This is a genomic window from Lentzea sp. NBRC 102530 (assembly GCF_030269365.1).
Classification (GTDB): domain Bacteria; phylum Actinomycetota; class Actinomycetes; order Mycobacteriales; family Pseudonocardiaceae; genus Lentzea.
Window position 1 is genome coordinate 20608 of sequence record NZ_BSTF01000012.1, and the last position, 16409, is coordinate 37016.

A 16409-nucleotide genomic window follows, 5' to 3' on the forward strand; every position below is an offset into this window, starting at 1 on the left:
ACTTGTCGAAAGAACAGTGTCAAACCAGCATCTCCGGGCATGGGGATCAAGAAGACCGTGAGCGTGCTCGGCCTCGGCCGGATGGGCAGCGCGCTCGCCAGGGCCCTCGTCGAGGAGGGCTACGACGTGACGGTCTGGAACCGCACGCCCAAGACGATCGAGCACACCAGAACCGCCGCAACGCCGCAGGAAGCGTTCCAGAGCGACGTCGTCGTCACCTGTCTGTCCACGTACGACGTTCAACAACCGTTGCTCACCAACGAGATCAAGGTGCTCGTCAACCTGACGTCCGGCACGCCGGAGCAGGCCAGGCAGACCGCGCGCTGGGCCGAGGAGAACGGTGTCGAGTACGTCGACGGCGTCATCCTCGCCGTGCCCCAGCAGATCCGCACCGAGCAGGCGCGGATCCTGTTCAGCGGCAACGAGAACCACCACGTGCTCCACGCGTTCGGCGAGCCCGTGCACGTGGGGGAGGACGCGGGGCTGGCCGCGCTCCACGACCTGGCCCTGCTCGGCATCATGTGGGCCACCTTCGGCGGCTACGTCCAGGCCGTCGCACTGATGGGCTCCGCGGGCGTCAAGCCCGCGCAGTTCACGCCGATGGCCATGGACTGGCTGGGTGAGATGACCACCCACCTGCCCGAGATGGGCGCGGTCACCGAGTCCGGGAACTACGAGACCGACGTGTCCGCGCTGGACATCAACGTGTCGGGGCTGCGCCTGCTCACCGAGGCGAACGAACAGCAGGGCCTCGACGCCACCATCCCGCGGGCCCTGCACAGCGTGTTCGAACGCGCCCAGCGGCTCGGCCACGGCAACCACAGCATCGCGAGCATCATCGAGGGGATCCGCAAGTGAAGTACCTGGGGAAGAAGGTCGTCGTCACCGGCGGCACGCACGGCATGGGCCGCGCGACGGTCGACAAGCTCGTCGCCGGGGGCGCCGAGGTGCTGCTCACCGGCCGCACGACCGAGAAGGCCGAGGGCGTCAAGGCGCACGCCGTCGCGTTCGACGCGGCGAGCCTCCACGACGTCGGGAAGCTCGAAACCGAGGTGCGGGAACGGCTCCAGAGCATCGACCTGCTCTTCGTCAACGTCGGCTACTCGACGCTGACGCCGTTCCCGGACGCCACCGAGAACGACTACGACCGCACGTTCGACATCAACACCAAGGGCGCGTTCTTCACCGCGCAACGCCTGGCACCGCTCATCAAGGACGGCGGCGCGATCGTCTTCACGACGAGTGTCGCCACCGAGCAGGGCGCCGAGGGCCTGACCCTCTACGCCGCGGCCAAGGCTGCTGTGCGGTCGTTCGCCAGGGGGTTCGCCGCCGAACTCGCGCCGCGCGGCATCCGGGTCAACGTCGTCAGCCCCGGCTTCATCGACACCCCGTCGATGGGCGTGGTCGGCGCGTCGCCCGAGATCCTGCAGGAGTTCAAGGAGATCGGTGACCGCATGACCCCGTTGAAGCGTCACGGCACGATGGACGAGGTCGCGGACGCCGTGCTGTTCCTCGGCTTCGACGCCACCTTCACGACCGGCTCCGAACTCGCCGTCGACGGCGGTCTCGGCCAGGGCGTCCAGGCGTAGCGGAAAAAATCTTCGAGCGACCTGTCACATCTTCCGGACCTGCCGGGTCGAGCAGGTAGCAGACGGACGAGACAGGGAGAACGAAGATGAGGATCGCCAACCCGATGATGTCGGTGCCCGGTGCTGTGCAGGCGCTGCTGGGGCTGTCCGAGGCCGCGGAGAAGACGGGGCTGGACAAGAACTTCCTGGAGCTGGTCTACCTCCGGGTCAGCCTCGTCAACAGCTGCGGCGTGTGCATCGACTACCACGGCAAACTGCTGCGCAAGCCCGGCGAGACCGACGAGCGGATCCAGTGCGTCGCGGCCTGGCGGGACGCGCCGTACTACACCGGCGCGGAGAAGGCGGCGTTCGCGCTCGCCGAGGAGATGACGCACGTGCACGTCAGCGACGCCGTGTGGGCCGGGGCCGCACAGCACTGGAGCGAGGAGCAGCTGGCCGGGCTCACGATCGCGATCTCCGCGATCAACGTCTGGAACCGGCTGAACGTCGCCACGGGCCAGAAGGTCGCCTGAACAAAGGTGAAGCCGGCGCGCAAGAGCTTCCTCTCTCTTGCGTGCCGGCCTCAGCGCGGAGCATACCCCATGTCGAACAAATGTTCGATCACTGGGCGATCAACACGCCGTTCAGGACGCGGCGAGCGCCGCGCGGCCGTCGTCGGTCAGTTCCGCACCGACGCGCAGGCCGAAGCTCGTGGGCCGCGACGCGCGCAGCAGGCCGGCGTGCACGAGGTCGTGCGTCGCCATCCGGTCGCAGCACGGCAGGCCGTCGACGTACAGGTCGGGCTCCGCACCGCCCGTCACCTCGGCACGTCCCGCGGCGACCGCCCGCAGCATCGCCCTCGCTCTGGCACTGAGTTCCATCTCGACCCCCCAGGTGTGGCGTCCGAATCCGCTTACCCCCTTTGTCGAAATAGAGGCCGGATTCGTTCCACAAGTACGGGTTCGTTTGGGTTCTTCGCTTGTGTGAACGGGTAGATCATGTCCCACTAGGCCGTTCGGGTTGCGCCGACACGCCGGACGACGCGCGCAACGCGGGCCGTCGAACCCACGTCGTCCAGCGCGGGCGGTAGCCGTTCGAGTTCCAGAACGGCGTCGAGCGCGGGTTCGGCAGGGCGTGGTGGAGCAGCGTCGATGCCACCCCGGAGGAGTCCAGGACCTCGTGCGCGTGGGCCAGCAACGCGCTGCCCGCACCCGTCCCGCGCGCATCGGGCCGCACGCCGAGATGCCCGAGGTACGCGAACGGCCGCGCCGAGGCGAAGCGGTCCATCCACGCCGCGTCCTGCGGCATGTCGACGTAAAGCATGCCGACGGGCGTGTCGCCCGACACCGCCAGCCACATCGCCTCGTGGCCGCGGTCGAGCACCTCGGCCAACGCGGCGCGCAGGTGTTCGGCGGTGTTCGGGCGTTCGGTGACCATGCCGAACGCCGTGTCGTACCGAACGGTGTGCATGTTGATTTCCACCGCGACGTCGAGATCGGCACGTACGGCCGGACGCACGACCACGTCGGACGGCCGCGCAGGAGTCGTCCGGCCCGCCAGACGTTCGGCGATGACGGTCAACGGCGCGAAACCGCGGTGGATCAACGGCAGCGTGCTCGCCGTCTCGTGGCTCGGCACCGTCACCACCGCCGCGGTGTCGAGGTCGTCCCGGCCGGTCAGCCTGGTCTCCCACGCGTCGAGCAACGACGGCAGGTCCCAGCCCTCGTGCCAGGCCAGCGAGTGCAGGCGCAGCGGCCCCCAGGTCGCGAGCAGGGAGTCCGGATCCGTTTCACGGTAGGAAAAAGTCTCGGCCACGGCTCATCTGAGCATGGCAGGGTCGGTGTTGTGGAGATCTACGTCGTGGACGCTTTCACCGACCGGCCGTTCGCGGGCAACCCCGCCGGGGTCGTGCTGCTGACCGAGCCGCGTGACGACGCCTGGATGCAGCAGGTCGCCGCCGAGATGAAGCACGCCGAGACGGCCTTCGTCACGCCCGACAACCACCTGCGCTGGTTCACGCCGGAGGCCGAGGTGGACCTCTGCGGGCACGCCACCCTCGCCACCGCGCACGTGCTGGGCGGCGAACAGGCGTTCACCACGCGTAGCGGGGTGCTCACATGCGCAAATGACGATGGGTGGGTCCGCATGGACTTCCCCGCGGACCCCCCAGAGTTGACTGACCCGCCAATCGGTCTAGCGGAAGCGCTGCCACATGCGACGATCAAGTCCGTGTCGCGTGAGCGCTTCGACTTCCTGATCGAGTTGGAGAGCGCCGCGGAGGTCCGTTCCCTGCGACCTGATGTCCAAGGACTGGCACAAATCCAGTCACGCGGAGTAATCGTGACGGCCCTCGGTGACGGAGATGTGGACGTCGTCAGCCGCTGCTTCTACCCGGCCGTCGGCGTGCCGGAGGACCCCGTCACCGGATCGGCCCACTGCACCCTTGCGTCCTATTGGGTGCCCCGGCTGAACCGGGCTGACCTGCTGGCGGAGCAGGCGTCACCCCGTGGCGGGCTCGTGCGCGCGACCCTGGCACAAGATCGCGTACTGCTCTCGGGGAGGGCTGTGACGGTGCTCCGGGGACACCTCACGGTGTGACCACGTCTGGGTGAATCGACGTCACCAAACGTGCTCGACCTGCCATTTCGTCCCCCGAGCGGGGTACATTGGTGCCCCTGGAGGGGTCCTGATCGCCAAGTGCGGGACCCCTCAGTCACGCCTAGAGGTTCCCCCACCCAGGCCGACGAGGAGGCTGGATGTCCGACCGAGCGTCGGCCCCCGTGTCGGACTCGGCCGCCTGGTCGGCCAAGTCGACCAACCGCGCGTTCAGCGCGTTCGCCGTCACCCTCCTGGTGGCAGGCGTCGTCTGCGCGGGCATGGTCGCGGCCTGGCTGCCGGAGAGGGAGACCACCTCCCTGTTCTGGATCGGCCCCCTGCTCGTCGTCGGCTTCCTGCTGGCGGAACAGCTCGCGATCAACGTCGACGTCCGCAGCGGCGTCGCCTGGACGATCTCCTTCACCGAGATCCCGCTGGTCCTGGGCTTGCTGGTGGCACCGTTCGAGATCGTGCTCGCCGCGCACGTGGTCGCGGGCGTGGGCACGTTGCTCGGCCGCCGGATCCTGGACCGCGCCGTCTACAACGCGGGCCTCATGTTCATGGAGATCTCCGTGGCCTTCGCGGCCGCGACCGCCGTGAACAACATGCTCGGCAAGGGCGGGCCGTTCTGGGCCGGCGCGTTCGTCGGCACCATCACCGTGCCGCTGCTCGCGAGCGTGCTGGGCCTCTGCGCGTTGCGCCTCATGGGCAAGTCGATGCGCGCCGGCAACAGCGTGCGTCTCGTGCTCCAGACGCTGGTCGTGGCGCTGCTGAACACCTCGGCCGGCCTCGTCGGCTACCAGATCGTCACCACCACCGAGTGGGGTGGCGTCCTCATCGTCCTGGTGCTCGCGGGCATCGTGGCCACCTACCTCGCCTACTCCGGGCTGCTGCGCGAACAGCGCGACCTGGAGGCGTTGAGCGAGGTCAGCCTCCGCGTCGCGCGCTCGGGCCAGCACGGCACCGGCCCGCGCCAGCCCGACGACGACCTCACCGCCGGCGTCGAAGAGGACGAGTGGCAGCTCATCGCGGAGCGCATCCGTGAGCAGCTCAACGCCAACAGGGTCGTGCTGCGCCTGCGCACCGACCCGCAGGAAGCCATGATCACCCTCGTCGCCGGCGAACCGCTGCCCGACGAGATGACCGCGACGGACCCCCGTGCCGTGCGCGAGGACCCGGTCCTGCAGCTGCCCGGCACGCACGTCCGCTACTACCGCGTGGCCGACGCGACCGAGGACGTCACCGAAGCCCTGCTGCGCCGCGACGCGCAGGAAGCGCTGGTCGTCCCGTTGCGCGGCGCGACCCAGCTGCTCGGCGCCGTCGAGGCCCACGACCGGCTCTCGCGCTGGCGCGGGTTCGGCAAGGCCGACATCCAGCTGCTGCGCACGCTGGCCTCGCACCTCGCGACGGCCGTCGACAACCGCCGCCTGCTGGCCCGCCTGCGCCACGACGCCTACCACGACCCGCTGACGGGCCTGCTGAACCGCGCGGGCTTCCGCGAGGCGTGCGCCGAGCCGTTGCGCGAGTCCCAGCGGGGCGTGGTGCTGCGCATCGACCTCGACATCCTCTCGACCGTCTCCGACGCACTCGGCCAGGCCTGGGGCAACCGCATGGTCGTCGCCGCCGGACGCCGTCTGCGCGACGCACTCGGTGCGGACGTGCCGCTCGCACGGCTCGAAGGCGGCGCATTCGCCGCGTACCTCGACGACGAACGTGCGGCCGCCGCACACGAAACCGCCGAACGCCTGCGTGCCGGCCTGTCGGTGCCGTACCCCGTCGACCGCCTGACGGTCGAGGCCTCCGCGGTCGTCGGCTACGCCTCGAAGGCCGACTCCGAGACCGAGGACCCGGACCCCGACGTGTTGCTGCAGCGGGCCGACGTGGCCGTGCGCGCGACGTCCGAGGGCACGCCGGTGAAGGCCTACGCGCCGTCGATGGGCCACCTGTTCCTACGCCGCTTCCAGCTCGTGACGCAGTTCCGCCAGGCCGTCGAGACGGGCCAGATCTCGGTGCACTACCAGCCGAAGGTCGCGCTGCCGTCCCGTCAGGTCGTGGGCGCGGAAGCGCTGGTGCGCTGGACGCATCCGGAGTTCGGCCGCGTGGACCCGGACGAGTTCGTGCCGGCCGTCGAGGCGACCGGGCTGGTGGACGTGCTCACGGACTTCGTGATGGACCGCGCTCTTGAACGCGTGCGCCGCTGGCTCGACCGCGGGCTGCGGATGTCGATCGCCGTCAACCTGTCCGTGCGGACGCTGGGCGACGAGGACTTCCCGAACCGCGTCGAGGCCGCGCTGGAACGCCACGACGTGCCGTCGGGCCTGTTGACCTTCGAACTCACCGAGTCGGGCGTCATGGCCGACCCCGAACGCGCGCTGCCGGTGCTGCGGCGCCTGCACGCGATCGGCGTCGTGCTGGCGGTCGACGACTTCGGCACCGGCTACTCGTCACTCGCGTACCTGCGCCAGCTGCCGGTCGACGAGGTGAAGATCGACAAGTCGTTCGTGCTCGGGATGGGCACGGACCTCGGCGACATGGCCGTGGTCCGGTCGATCGTGGAGCTCGGGCACTCGCTCGGACTCGTCGTGGTCGCCGAAGGTGTCGAGGACGACGCCGCCCGCGATCAGCTGGTGGGCATGGGCTGCGACGTGGCCCAGGGCTACCTGATCTCCCGGCCGCTGTCCGAGGACCGCTTCGAGGCGTGGCTGCGCGCCCGAACGGTGCAGGTCAGGGGTGCTCGCGATGAGACGGTGCTCACGCTGGTCCACTAAAGGGACCCCCGGATTTCGTTCTTGGTTGCAGGGTGTTGTAGAGTTCTCCTTGCTCGGCAAGAACGAAAGAGCAAGCCCCTTTAGCTCAGTCGGCAGAGCGTCTCCATGGTAAGGAGAAGGTCTACGGTTCGATTCCGTAAAGGGGCTCCACTACTCGGCCGCAGTGCAGTGCGCTGCGGCTTGAGTTGTGTAAAGCGGTGTAGCTCAGTTGGTAGAGCAAGCGGCTCATAATCGCTGTGTCGCCGGTTCAAGTCCGGCCACCGCTACGTGAGTGGGTGGGTCGTGTCCGCGGAGAACGCGGACCTTCCTCACTCCGTCATGATTTTGGGGGCCGAGCCCCCATGCCCCCGGTGAGCAGGTCGACCGGGAAGCATTGCCAGGGCAGCGCCTCGCTGCCCGCCCCGCCAGACGGTAAGCCCGGACTGGGTTCGACGGGGTCTCGTGTGCTCTCAGGAAGGCAAGGACCGTGGCTGCAACCGACGTACGCCCCAAGATCACCCTCGCGTGCGAGGAGTGCAAGCACCGGAACTACATCACCAGGAAGAACCGGCGCAACGACCCGGACCGCCTGGAGATCAAGAAGTTCTGCCCGAACTGCAAGACGCACCGCGCGCACAAGGAAACCCGCTGAGCGCGTAGCAGCTTTCGACCGAGGCCCGTCCCACACGTGGGGCGGGCCTCGTCGCATATAGGCTCATTCGGTGCCTCTCGACCCCGCTTTCACCGGACGCAGTTATCCGCCGTCGCAGCCGTACGACGTGAGCCGCGAGAAGATCCGCGAGTTCGCCGAGGCGATCGGCGCGACCAGCCAGGCCTACTTCGACGCCGACGCGGCGAAGGCGTTGGGGCACAGGGACGTCATCGCGCCGCCGACGTTCGCGATCGTCGTGTCGATGAAGACGAACGAGACGGTCATGTTCGACCCGGAGCTGAAGCTCGACTACAGCCGCGTCGTGCACGGCGACCAGAACTTCACCCACCACCGCCCCATCACCGCGGGGGACCAGCTCGTCAGCGTGGCGCACATCGACTCCATCACGTCCCGCATGGGCAACGACATGGTGACCGTGCGGACGGAGATCAGCACGGTCGACGGCGAGCTCGTCGCCACCGCCAAGTCGATGCTCGTCGTGAGGGGAGAAGACGCGTGACCGTCGAAGTCGGAACCGAACTGCCGGCGCTGTCCGTCCGCCTCAGGCGCGCCGACCTCGTCCGCTACGCGGGCGCCTCGCTGGACTTCAACCCCATCCACTGGAACGAGAAGACGGCCAAGGAGGTCGGCCTCCCGGACGTCATCGCGCACGGCATGCTGACGATGGCCGTGGCGTCCCGGATCGTCGCCGAGTGGATCGGCGACCCCGGCGCGATCGTCGAGTACGGCTGCCGCTTCGGCCGTCCCGTCGTGGTGCCGAACGACGACGAAGGTGCGCTGGTCGAGGTCACCGCGAAGGTCACCAAGGACTTCGAGGACGGAACTGTGAAGGTCAACATCAACGCCGCTTTTGACGGCAAGTCGGTGTTGACAGGCGCTTTCGCCCGCGTGCGGGTCAGCTGATCTTGTGATCAAGAACACCACCGGACAACCCGGTCCGGTGGTGTTTGCGGTGCTCAAGCGAGATTCGGGCCTTGGTCGTGCTTCAGTTGCACGACCCTGATTCGTGTTCTCGGCCCGCGTATGGGTAGGCTGTGCGACAGGCCGCTCGGCAAGTGCTTGAGCGGTCTGGTTGGAATGGACGGGACAGGCTCCCGTACACTTCCTGCTTGGCCAGGGGATCCCCACTCGGGATCTCAAAGGGGTGTAGCTCAACTGGCAGAGCAGCGGTCTCCAAAACCGCAGGTTGCAGGTTCAAGTCCTGTCGCCCCTGCTGTCGAAGCGCGTCATGGGTGGAGTGGAGGACGGCATGAGCGAGGGCCGCGAGCAGGACCAGCCGGAGGAGCGCGAAAGCGCGACCCGGCCGTCCAACGCTGCGGCGCGACGTGAACGTCGTGCCTCCTCTCGCCCAGCCGCCCGCAAGGACGGCAGCAGCGCTGAGTCGAAGAAGAGCGTCGCCAAGTCCGAGGAGTCGGACGAGGACGCGAAGAAGGGTCGCCCGACCAAGACCCGTGAAGGACAGGAAAAGCGTCCCTCGCTGATCGGGCGGGGCTTCCGCTACATCCGCGAGGTCGTCAGCGAACTCCGCAAGGTGATCTGGCCGACCCGCAAGCAGCTGGTCACCTACACGGGTGTCGTGCTCGTGTTCGTGGTCTTCATGGTTGCACTGGTGTGGGCTCTCGACCTCGGCTTCGGCGCGGCTGTTTTCGAGTTGTTCGGCTGAGCCGGACAGCTGCCGCTGCAACCAGGAAGCGAGATCCACAGTGAGCTCCGACAACGGCGTTGACGCCCAGGAGAAGACCGACCTCATCGACGACGAGGTGTCCGAGGACACCGCCGCCGACGAGACGGTCGAGTCGGAGGCTGTGGACTCCGAGATCGACACCGACGGCGTTGACGAGAGCGACGAGTCCGAAGAGGACGTCGACGTCCTCGCGATCGACGAGACGCCGATCGACGAAGAGATCGCCGACCCCGCCGAAGAGCTGCGTCAGGCCCTGCGCCACGCGCCCGGCGACTGGTACGTCGTGCACTCGTACGCCGGTTACGAGAACAAGGTCAAGGCGAACCTCGAGACTCGTATCCACACGCTCGACATGGAGGACTACATCTTCCAGGTCGAGGTGCCGACCGAAGAGGTCACCGAGATCAAGAACGGCCAGCGCAAGCTGGTGCAGCGCAAGGTGCTGCCCGGCTACATCCTGGTCCGCATGGAGCTCACCGACGCGTCCTGGAGCGCTGTCCGCAACACGCCGGGCGTGACCGGGTTCGTCGGAGCCACCTCCAAGCCCTCGCCCCTCACGATCGACGAGGTGCTGAAGTTCCTGCTGCCGCAGCAGGAGCAGAAGCCGGCCGAGGGCAAGAAGGCCGCCTCCACCAGCGCGCCGAAGCCGACCATCGAGGTCGACTTCGAGGTCGGCGAGTCGGTCACGGTCATGGACGGCCCGTTCGCCACGCTGCCCGCCACGATCAGCGAGGTCAACGCGGACGGCCAGAAGCTGAAGGTCCTGGTGTCGATCTTCGGCCGGGAGACGCCGGTCGAGCTGTCGTTCAGCCAGGTCTCCAAGATCTGAGCGGTCTCCCGCGAGGGACGACCGATCGGCCACGCTGCGGCTGGCAGAGCCGCGCGCGGACACTGCAATAACAGGAAGTACGGACAATGCCTCCCAAGAAGAAGAAGCTGTCAGCGATCATCAAGCTGCAGATCAAGGCTGGTGCCGCCAACCCGGCGCCGCCCGTCGGTCCCGCGCTTGGTCAGCACGGCGTCAACATCATGGAGTTCTGCAAGGCCTACAACGCCGCGACCGAGTCGCAGCGCGGTCAGGTCGTGCCGGTCGAGATCTCCGTGTACGAAGACCGCTCGTTCGACTTCAAGCTGAAGACCCCTCCGGCCGCGCGACTCATCCTCGCCGCCGCTGGTGTCGACAAGGGCAGCGGCGAGCCGCACCGCGTCAAGGTCGCCAAGGTGACCATGGAGCAGGTGCGTCAGATCGCGCAGACCAAGATGGTCGACCTGAACGCGAACGACATCGACCAGGCCGCGAAGATCATCGCCGGCACCGCCCGTTCCATGGGCATCACGGTCGAAGGCTGATCGCACCCTCTCAAGAAAGCGTGGGAGAGCCGAGCGCGGCTCACGAACCACGAACTGATCTCTGAACTAAAGGACAGTTGGAATGAAGCGCAGCAAGGCCTACAAGGCCGCCGCCGAGCTGGTGGACCGTGAGCGGCTGTACTCGCCGCTGGAGGCCGCCAAGCTCGCCAAGGAAACGTCCAAGGTGAAGCTGGACGCCACCGTCGAGGTCGCGATTCGCCTCGGCGTCGACCCTCGCAAGGCCGACCAGATGGTCCGCGGCACCGTGAATCTGCCGCACGGTACGGGCAAGACCGCCCGCGTGATCGTCTTCGCAACCGGTGACAAGGCCGCTGAGGCCGAGGCCGCCGGTGCGGACGCTGTCGGCACCGACGAGCTGATCGAGCGCATCCAGGGTGGCTGGCTCGACTTCGACGCCGCCATCGCGACCCCCGACCAGATGGCGAAGGTCGGCCGCATCGCCCGCATCCTCGGCCCGCGTGGCCTGATGCCGAACCCGAAGACGGGCACCGTGACCCCCGAGGTCGCCAAGGCCGTCAACGACATCAAGGGCGGAAAGATCAACTTCCGCGTCGACAAGCAGGCCAACCTGCACTTCGTCATCGGCAAGGTGTCGTTCGACCACGAGAAGCTGGTCGAGAACTACGCCGCCGCGCTGGACGAGGTGCTCCGCGCCAAGCCGTCCGCCGCCAAGGGCCGGTACGTCAAGAAGGTCACCGTCTCCACGACGATGGGCCCTGGCATCCCGGTCGACCCGAACCGCACCCGCAACATGCTGGTCGACGAGGCCTGAGCCTCCGCGGTTCGTAGCTAGCTGAGAAGGCCCCCGGTATCGCACCGGGGGCCTTTCTGCTGTTCAGGACCGGTGCTTCCGGTAGTCGGTCGGGGACTCGCCGACCTGCTTGAGGAAGTGGTGGCGGAGGTTGTTGGCCGTGCCGATACCGCTGAGCGCCGCGATCTTCTCCATCGGCAGATCGGTCGACTCCAACAACACCTGCGCCCTGGTGATGCGTTCGTTGAGCAGCCACTGCAACGGCGTCGTGCCCGTCGTGGCGTGCAGCCTGCGGTAGAAGGTCCGCGGGCTCATGGCGGCCTGGCGGGCCAGGATCTCGATCGTCAGCGGTTCGTCGAGGCGGGCGCGAGCCCAGTCGAGCACCGGCGTGAGGCCGTCGGAGTCGTGGGCGGGGACCGAGAGATCGACGTACTGGCCCAGGTGGCCGGGGCGGTGGCCGGGGACGATCATCCGGCGGGCGAGCTGGTTCGCGACCTGCGCGCCCAGGTCGCGGCGGACCAGGTGCAGGCAGAGGTCGAGGCCCGCGCTCATGCCGGCGCTGGTGAGGACGTCGCCCTCGTCGACGTAGAGCTGCGACGCGTCGACCTGGATCTCCGGGTAGCGCTCCGCCAGCAACGCCGTGTGCATCCAGTGCGCGGTGGCCCGTTTCCCGTCCAGCAGACCGGCTTCGGCCAACGCGTAGGCACCCACGCACGCCGAGACGATCCGCGCGCCGTTGCGGTGGGCTTCGCGCAGTGCTTCGACCAGATCCGGCGGGACCGGGGCGGTCTCCTCGAAGACCTCGTCCGGCACCCACGACACGATGACGGTGTCTGCGCGTGTGACGTCGTTCAGCGTGTGGGTGCTGTTGAGGGTGAAGCTCGGTGTGGTCGTGCGCGTGCGGTTTCCGGTGCCGCACAACCACAACTCGTACCAGGGGTCGGCGAGGTCGGGCTGCGGCGTGCCGAAGACCGCCGCCGGGATGCCCAGCTCGTACAGGTCCGCGACGCCGAAGTCGCCGGGGACGATCAGGGCCACCGAACCAGCGCTCATGGTCTCCAGCCTATGGCAGGAATTTGGTGACAGGGGTCATTCCGGTCACTGGTCGGAACGATCACCCGTGGCGAAGCTGGAGGCATGACAGCTGAAGCGATCACCGTGCTGGGACTGGGAAATCTGGGACGCGCGCTGGCGGAGGCGTTCTCGCGCGGCGGCCATCCGGTGACGGTCTGGAACCGTTCCGCGGGGAAGGCCTCCGGGCTCGCGGCGACCGTGGCCCGTAGTGCGCCGGAAGCGGTGGCGGCCAGTGGGCTCGTGGTGGTCGCCCTGCTCGACCACGAAGCGGCACACCAGGTTCTGCGTGACGTGGACGTGCGCGGGAAGGCGTTGGTCAACCTCACCTCCGGCACGCCGGACGACGCTCGTGACCTGGCCCGGTGGGCAGATGAGCACGGCGCCGAGTACCTGCACGGCGCGGTTTACGCGGTGCCGCAGACGATCGGCACCGACGCATCGTCGATCATCTACAGCGGCTCGGCCGAGGTCGCCGAGCGGAAGTCGTTGACGCTACTGGGAAAGATGACCTACCTCGGCGCCGACGCCGGTCGTGCGTCCGGGTACGACGTGGCGATCCTGGCCGGGATGTACGGGCTGCTCGGCGGGTTCCTGCACGCGGCGGCGCTGGCGCGGGCGAACGGGATCGGGGTCGCCGACCTCACGCCGCTGCTCGCATCCTGGCTGACCGACCTCCAGCCGGCGCTGACGACGTTCGCCGCCGAGATCGACGCTTCGACCTACGACAACGCGGAGTCGAGCCTCGCGATGAACCAGTCGGGACTGGCCACGCTGATCAGGGCCGCACGGGCGCAGGGCGTGCCGTTCGCGGGACTCGACGCGGTCAAGGCGCTGGTGGACCGGCAGGTCGACGCCGGGCGCGGGCAGGAGAGCCTGGCCCGCGCCGTGGAGTCGTTCGGCGTTGCGTCACAAGGGCTTGCGGGCGGCCAGCAGGAAGATCGTCACTGACGCCAGGAAGTCGCCCTCGCGGAGTTCGGCGAGCCAGCGTTCGCCGTCCGCGCGCTCGATCGCACCGGCGCGGATCGCCCGTTCGGTGTTGCGGCTCAGCGCGAGCGTGTAGTCGGCCCTGGCGAAGTCGCGGAGGACGGTCGTGGCCGCGGTGACGTTCTCGACCTCGAACCCCGCGTCCCTCGCCAGGCGGGGGAGTTCGCGGCCGATGGTGGAGTTGCGGACCATGTCCGCGCAGACGAAGCGGTTGAACCGCCTGTTCATCTCGAGGTCGCCGTCGACCAGCAGCGCGTCCCAGTCGGGTTCCGCGATCCGCAGCAGACCGCCCGGCTTCAGAGCCCGGTGGAGTTCGGCGAGGACCTGCGCCGGGTCCTCGACGTGCTGGAGCGCGCGGTCCATCCGGGCGCGGTCGGCGGTGCCGTCGTCCACCGGCAACGCGTGGGCGTCGCCCTGGCGGACGTCGACCTGCGGGTAGAAGTTCAGGAAGCTGCCGGCCGCGGCCACCATCCTCGGGTCCACGTCGATGCCGATGACGCGGCCGGACGTGGTGACCGCGTCGGCCATCACCGGTAAGTCGGTGCCGGGGCCGCAGCCCACGTCGAGAACGGTGTGGCCGGGCTTCAGGTCGAGCGAGACGAGCATCTGGTGCTTGTAGTCACGACCCAGCGAGGCGGCGTCGGCCATGTACTCGACCTTGTCGGGGCTGGGCACCCCCAGTGCGTTTGGCATGCACCCCAATCAACCACAGGTGCTGGGGCTCCAGTCGGTGATCACCCAACCGTTCTTGATCTTCTCCACCGTGAACGTGCCGAGGCGCGGGCCCCCGTCGACGGTCAGCAGGCACGAGTCGACCGTGATCTTGTCGCTCGTCGGGGTCTTCATCATCTCCGGCGGGAAGTTGATCTGCTCGTACTTCGCGACGCTGGTGACCTGGGCGTTCAGCTTCGTGAAGGCTTCCTTGCAGTCCTTCGCGCCGTACGCCTGTGCGAACTTCGCCCTGGTGGGCTCGTACACCATCAGGGGGCAGCCGAGATCGGGGTTCTTCTGCCCGATGTGGTTGTAGAACAGGCCGACCGTGCCCTGCTGGCCCGTGGGCGACCGCGGACCTTGGGCCACGCCGGTGACGCCGCCGCTGCCCTGCGCGATGTCGCCGGGGTCGTCGACGCCGAAGTAGTGGTCGTAGGCCCACATCGCGGTGCCGACGACGACCAGGAAGAACAGGGCGCGCCAGAAGATGCGGCTGCCCAGCACGACGAGCCACCAGCGCTTGCCCTGCTGTTTGGGGGCTTGAGGCGACTGGCCCGTCGCCTCCTGGTAGCGCTGGAACTCCTGGAACCGCTGGAACTCCTGGAACTGCCGCAGCTGCTCCGGGTCCATCGGCGGCGCGGGCGGCTGAGGCGGCTGGCGGGGTGCGAGGTCCTTGCCGGGCTCGTCGGTCACAGGTCACATCATGCCGATTTGGAGCGGCCGTACACAGTCGAGTAGTCTTTTCGTGGTTCTACCGAAGACCGCAGGTTTTCTCCGCGAGGAGAACGAAGGCCCCGTTGCAACACGGGCGGCCCGCGCAGGGAGGACGAGGCTTCAGAGTTTCTCTGTGTGACGCCCCGTGCTGCTTGTGCGCGTGGGCGTTTTTGTTGTTTCGGGACCTTCTCCAGACTGGCGGTCTAACCCAGCCCAGAGAGGAGGCGATCATGGCGAAGCCCACGAAGGTTACGGCGGTCGCTGAGCTCGCGGATTCGTTCCGCAGCAGCTCAGCAGCGGTTGTCACTGAGTACCGTGGCCTCTCCATGGCGCAGCTCACCACGCTGCGTCGCGCTCTCGGCGCGGGCACCAAGTACACCGTCGCGAAGAACACTCTCGTCAAGCTCGCTGCTGCGGACGCCGGTGTGGAGGGCCTCGAGGGCCTTCTGTCCGGTCCGACCGCCATCGCGTTCGTCGAGGGCGAGCCCGTCGACGCCGCCAAGGCGATCCGCGACTTCGCGAAGGACAACAAGGCCCTGATCATCAAGGGCGGCTACATGGATGGCCGCCCGCTCTCGGTCGACGAGGTCACCGCCATCGCGGACCTCGAAAGCCGTGAGGTGCTGCTCGCGAAGCTCGCGGGCGCGATGAAGGGCAACCTGGCCAAGGCCGCGGGTCTGTTCAACGCCCCGGCTTCCCAGGTCGCTCGCCTGGCTGCTGCCCTGCAGGAGAAGAAGGCCGCCGCGGCTCCCGCCGCCGAAGCCGACGCTCCCGCCGAAAGCTGATCACCCAAAGACACGCCCGACGCTTTCGCGCGGGAAATTAGAAAGGACCGCCGATCATGGCGAAGCTCAGCACCGAAGAGCTGCTCGACGCTTTCAAGGAGATGACCCTCCTGGAGCTGTCCGAGTTCGTGAAGCAGTTCGAGGAGACCTTCGAGGTCACCGCCGCGGCTCCGGTCGCCGCTGTCGTTGCGGGCCCCGCGGGTGCCGCTCCGGCCGAGGCCGAGGAGAAGGACGAGTTCACCGTCGTCCTCGAGGGCGCCGGCGACAAGAAGATCCAGGTCATCAAGGTCGTCCGCGAGGTCGTCTCGGGCCTGGGCCTGAAGGAGGCCAAGGAGCTCGTCGAGTCCGCTCCGAAGCCGCTCCTGGAGAACGTGGCGAAGGACGTCGCCGACGCCGCCAAGGAGAAGCTCGAGGCTGCCGGCGCCAAGATCTCGCTCAAGTGAGACTCGCCCCTTCGGGGGCTGGCGTTTGATCTGCCTTGACGGGCGTGCACCTTTCAACGGGGGTGCACGCCCGTTTTGCTGTGTCTGGGGCCGGGTCCCTGGTTCAGCGGGGTCGGTTGCGTTCGGTTGGTTGGGTTTTGTTGGTTGGCTGCGGTTGCGAGGGTGCTTGCGCGGGTCGGTTCGAATGAGCGGGGTGCGATTGGGACTTGACCTTGAGCCTCTGGCGGATGCGTATCGGCCTCAAAAGCCGGGGATGGAAGCGCCCCGGCCGGTCTGAGATGGTGGCATCCCGCCCCTCAAGGTCAAGCC

At 68.0% G+C, this 16409-nt stretch carries 20 protein-coding genes and 3 tRNA genes; 18 read left to right on the forward strand and 5 right to left on the reverse strand.

The annotated features are described in order from the left end of the window. Window positions 1-39 precede the first annotated feature (39 nt). From QSK25_RS29215 to QSK25_RS29225, 3 genes are all read left to right on the forward strand, one after another. A complete protein-coding gene (locus tag QSK25_RS29215; protein ID WP_285642996.1) occupies window positions 40-858 on the forward strand; it encodes an NAD(P)-dependent oxidoreductase in 819 nt (272 codons plus the stop codon). Then, window positions 855-1589 carry an SDR family NAD(P)-dependent oxidoreductase gene (locus QSK25_RS29220; RefSeq protein ID WP_285642997.1) on the forward strand — a complete coding sequence of 245 codons (735 nt, stop codon included), beginning with the start codon at window positions 855-857 and terminating at the stop codon, window positions 1587-1589. Before QSK25_RS29215 ends, QSK25_RS29220 begins: the two co-directional genes overlap by 4 nt. An 86-nt stretch (window positions 1590-1675) precedes the next feature. Beyond that, the gene (locus QSK25_RS29225) at window positions 1676-2101 is read left to right on the forward strand and encodes a carboxymuconolactone decarboxylase family protein (protein ID WP_285642998.1); all 426 of its coding nucleotides are present in this window, start codon (window positions 1676-1678) and stop codon (window positions 2099-2101) included. A gap of 111 nt (window positions 2102-2212) precedes the next feature. On the opposite strand, the gene QSK25_RS29230 is transcribed toward QSK25_RS29225, so the two are convergent. Next, a complete protein-coding gene (locus QSK25_RS29230) occupies window positions 2213-2449 on the reverse strand; it encodes a hypothetical protein (RefSeq protein WP_285642999.1) in 237 nt (78 codons plus the stop codon). Between the two features lie 115 nt (window positions 2450-2564). Next, window positions 2565-3383, reverse strand: a complete 819-nt coding sequence (locus QSK25_RS29235) for a GNAT family N-acetyltransferase (protein ID WP_285643001.1) — start codon at window positions 3381-3383, stop codon at window positions 2565-2567. Between the two features lie 30 nt (window positions 3384-3413). Here QSK25_RS29235 and QSK25_RS29240 point away from each other — a divergent pair, with 30 nt between their 5' ends. The 12 genes from QSK25_RS29240 (at window position 3414) to rplA (ending at window position 11410) form a co-directional block, all read left to right on the forward strand. After that, window positions 3414-4166, forward strand: a complete 753-nt coding sequence (locus QSK25_RS29240) for a PhzF family phenazine biosynthesis protein (protein WP_285643002.1) — start codon at window positions 3414-3416, stop codon at window positions 4164-4166. Between the two features lie 158 nt (window positions 4167-4324). Beyond that, on the forward strand, window positions 4325-6931 hold the full coding sequence (locus QSK25_RS29245) for a putative bifunctional diguanylate cyclase/phosphodiesterase (RefSeq protein ID WP_285643003.1): 2607 nt from the start codon (window positions 4325-4327) through the stop codon (window positions 6929-6931). A gap of 74 nt (window positions 6932-7005) precedes the next feature. After that, window positions 7006-7081 (forward strand) — tRNA-Thr (locus tag QSK25_RS29250). A 43-nt stretch (window positions 7082-7124) separates the two neighbouring features. Then, window positions 7125-7197 (forward strand) — tRNA-Met (locus tag QSK25_RS29255). Window positions 7198-7397: 200 nt separating this feature from the next. Further along, complete coding sequence (gene rpmG / locus QSK25_RS29260) at window positions 7398-7562, forward strand: 50S ribosomal protein L33 (RefSeq protein ID WP_015105301.1); 165 nt, start codon at window positions 7398-7400, stop codon at window positions 7560-7562. A 70-nt stretch (window positions 7563-7632) separates the two neighbouring features. Continuing rightward, a complete protein-coding gene (locus QSK25_RS29265; protein WP_285643006.1) occupies window positions 7633-8082 on the forward strand; it encodes a MaoC family dehydratase N-terminal domain-containing protein in 450 nt (149 codons plus the stop codon). Then, window positions 8079-8486 (forward strand): MaoC/PaaZ C-terminal domain-containing protein, encoded by a 408-nt coding sequence (locus tag QSK25_RS29270; RefSeq protein ID WP_285643008.1) that lies wholly within the window; start codon window positions 8079-8081, stop codon window positions 8484-8486. Before QSK25_RS29265 ends, QSK25_RS29270 begins: the two co-directional genes overlap by 4 nt. Before the next feature lie 237 nt (window positions 8487-8723). Next, window positions 8724-8796, forward strand: a tRNA-Trp gene (locus QSK25_RS29275). Window positions 8797-8811: 15 nt separating this feature from the next. Next, window positions 8812-9246 carry a preprotein translocase subunit SecE gene (gene secE, locus QSK25_RS29280; RefSeq protein ID WP_502881905.1) on the forward strand — a complete coding sequence of 145 codons (435 nt, stop codon included), beginning with the start codon at window positions 8812-8814 and terminating at the stop codon, window positions 9244-9246. 40 nt (window positions 9247-9286) lie between these two features. Further along, the gene (gene nusG / locus QSK25_RS29285; RefSeq protein WP_285643010.1) at window positions 9287-10096 is read left to right on the forward strand and encodes a transcription termination/antitermination protein NusG; all 810 of its coding nucleotides are present in this window, start codon (window positions 9287-9289) and stop codon (window positions 10094-10096) included. An 86-nt stretch (window positions 10097-10182) separates the two neighbouring features. Next, a complete protein-coding gene (gene rplK, locus QSK25_RS29290; protein WP_065915943.1) occupies window positions 10183-10617 on the forward strand; it encodes a 50S ribosomal protein L11 in 435 nt (144 codons plus the stop codon). Between the two features lie 82 nt (window positions 10618-10699). Further along, window positions 10700-11410 (forward strand): 50S ribosomal protein L1, encoded by a 711-nt coding sequence (gene rplA, locus QSK25_RS29295; RefSeq protein ID WP_285643016.1) that lies wholly within the window; start codon window positions 10700-10702, stop codon window positions 11408-11410. Between the two features lie 63 nt (window positions 11411-11473). Here rplA and QSK25_RS29300 read toward each other — a convergent pair whose 3' ends face one another. After that, window positions 11474-12442 (reverse strand): helix-turn-helix domain-containing protein, encoded by a 969-nt coding sequence (locus QSK25_RS29300; RefSeq protein ID WP_285643017.1) that lies wholly within the window; start codon window positions 12440-12442, stop codon window positions 11474-11476. A gap of 84 nt (window positions 12443-12526) precedes the next feature. On the opposite strand from QSK25_RS29300, the gene QSK25_RS29305 reads away from it, so the two are divergent. Continuing rightward, window positions 12527-13411, forward strand: a complete 885-nt coding sequence (locus QSK25_RS29305) for an NAD(P)-dependent oxidoreductase (protein ID WP_285643018.1) — start codon at window positions 12527-12529, stop codon at window positions 13409-13411. Here the strand turns inward: QSK25_RS29305 and QSK25_RS29310 are convergent. Then, window positions 13370-14140, reverse strand: a complete 771-nt coding sequence (locus QSK25_RS29310; protein ID WP_285643022.1) for a methyltransferase domain-containing protein — start codon at window positions 14138-14140, stop codon at window positions 13370-13372. The two genes, QSK25_RS29305 and QSK25_RS29310, sit on opposite strands and share 42 nt — an antisense overlap. Window positions 14141-14149: 9 nt before the next feature. Then, a complete protein-coding gene (locus tag QSK25_RS29315; protein ID WP_285643023.1) occupies window positions 14150-14851 on the reverse strand; it encodes a hypothetical protein in 702 nt (233 codons plus the stop codon). Between the two features lie 251 nt (window positions 14852-15102). Between QSK25_RS29315 and rplJ the strand changes: the two genes are divergently transcribed. Then, a complete protein-coding gene (gene rplJ / locus QSK25_RS29320) occupies window positions 15103-15657 on the forward strand; it encodes a 50S ribosomal protein L10 (protein WP_285643024.1) in 555 nt (184 codons plus the stop codon). Window positions 15658-15713: 56 nt separating this feature from the next. Continuing rightward, window positions 15714-16100: a 50S ribosomal protein L7/L12 gene (gene rplL / locus QSK25_RS29325; RefSeq protein ID WP_285643025.1), complete on the forward strand. Its 387-nt coding sequence runs from the start codon at window positions 15714-15716 to the stop codon at window positions 16098-16100. Window positions 16101-16409 lie beyond the last annotated feature (309 nt).

Excerpts from the sequence above, each read along its gene's own strand:
- QSK25_RS29310 (WP_285643022.1), bottom strand. The coding sequence starts at position 14,140 with ATGCCAAACGCACTGGGGGTGCCCAGCCCCGACAAGGTCGAGTACATG.
- QSK25_RS29215 (WP_285642996.1), top strand. The coding sequence starts at position 40 with ATGGGGATCAAGAAGACCGTGAGCGTGCTCGGCCTCGGCCGGATGGGC.
- QSK25_RS29225 (WP_285642998.1), top strand. The coding sequence starts at position 1,676 with ATGAGGATCGCCAACCCGATGATGTCGGTGCCCGGTGCTGTGCAGGCG.
- rplK (WP_065915943.1), top strand. The coding sequence starts at position 10,183 with ATGCCTCCCAAGAAGAAGAAGCTGTCAGCGATCATCAAGCTGCAGATC.
- QSK25_RS29300 (WP_285643017.1), bottom strand. The coding sequence starts at position 12,442 with ATGAGCGCTGGTTCGGTGGCCCTGATCGTCCCCGGCGACTTCGGCGTC.
- rplJ (WP_285643024.1), top strand. The coding sequence starts at position 15,103 with ATGGCGAAGCCCACGAAGGTTACGGCGGTCGCTGAGCTCGCGGATTCG.
- QSK25_RS29245 (WP_285643003.1), top strand. The coding sequence starts at position 4,325 with ATGTCCGACCGAGCGTCGGCCCCCGTGTCGGACTCGGCCGCCTGGTCG.
- QSK25_RS29230 (WP_285642999.1), bottom strand. The coding sequence starts at position 2,449 with ATGGAACTCAGTGCCAGAGCGAGGGCGATGCTGCGGGCGGTCGCCGCG.
- rplA (WP_285643016.1), top strand. The coding sequence starts at position 10,700 with ATGAAGCGCAGCAAGGCCTACAAGGCCGCCGCCGAGCTGGTGGACCGT.
- rplL (WP_285643025.1), top strand. The coding sequence starts at position 15,714 with ATGGCGAAGCTCAGCACCGAAGAGCTGCTCGACGCTTTCAAGGAGATG.
- QSK25_RS29305 (WP_285643018.1), top strand. The coding sequence starts at position 12,527 with ATGACAGCTGAAGCGATCACCGTGCTGGGACTGGGAAATCTGGGACGC.
- secE (WP_502881905.1), top strand. The coding sequence starts at position 8,812 with ATGGGTGGAGTGGAGGACGGCATGAGCGAGGGCCGCGAGCAGGACCAG.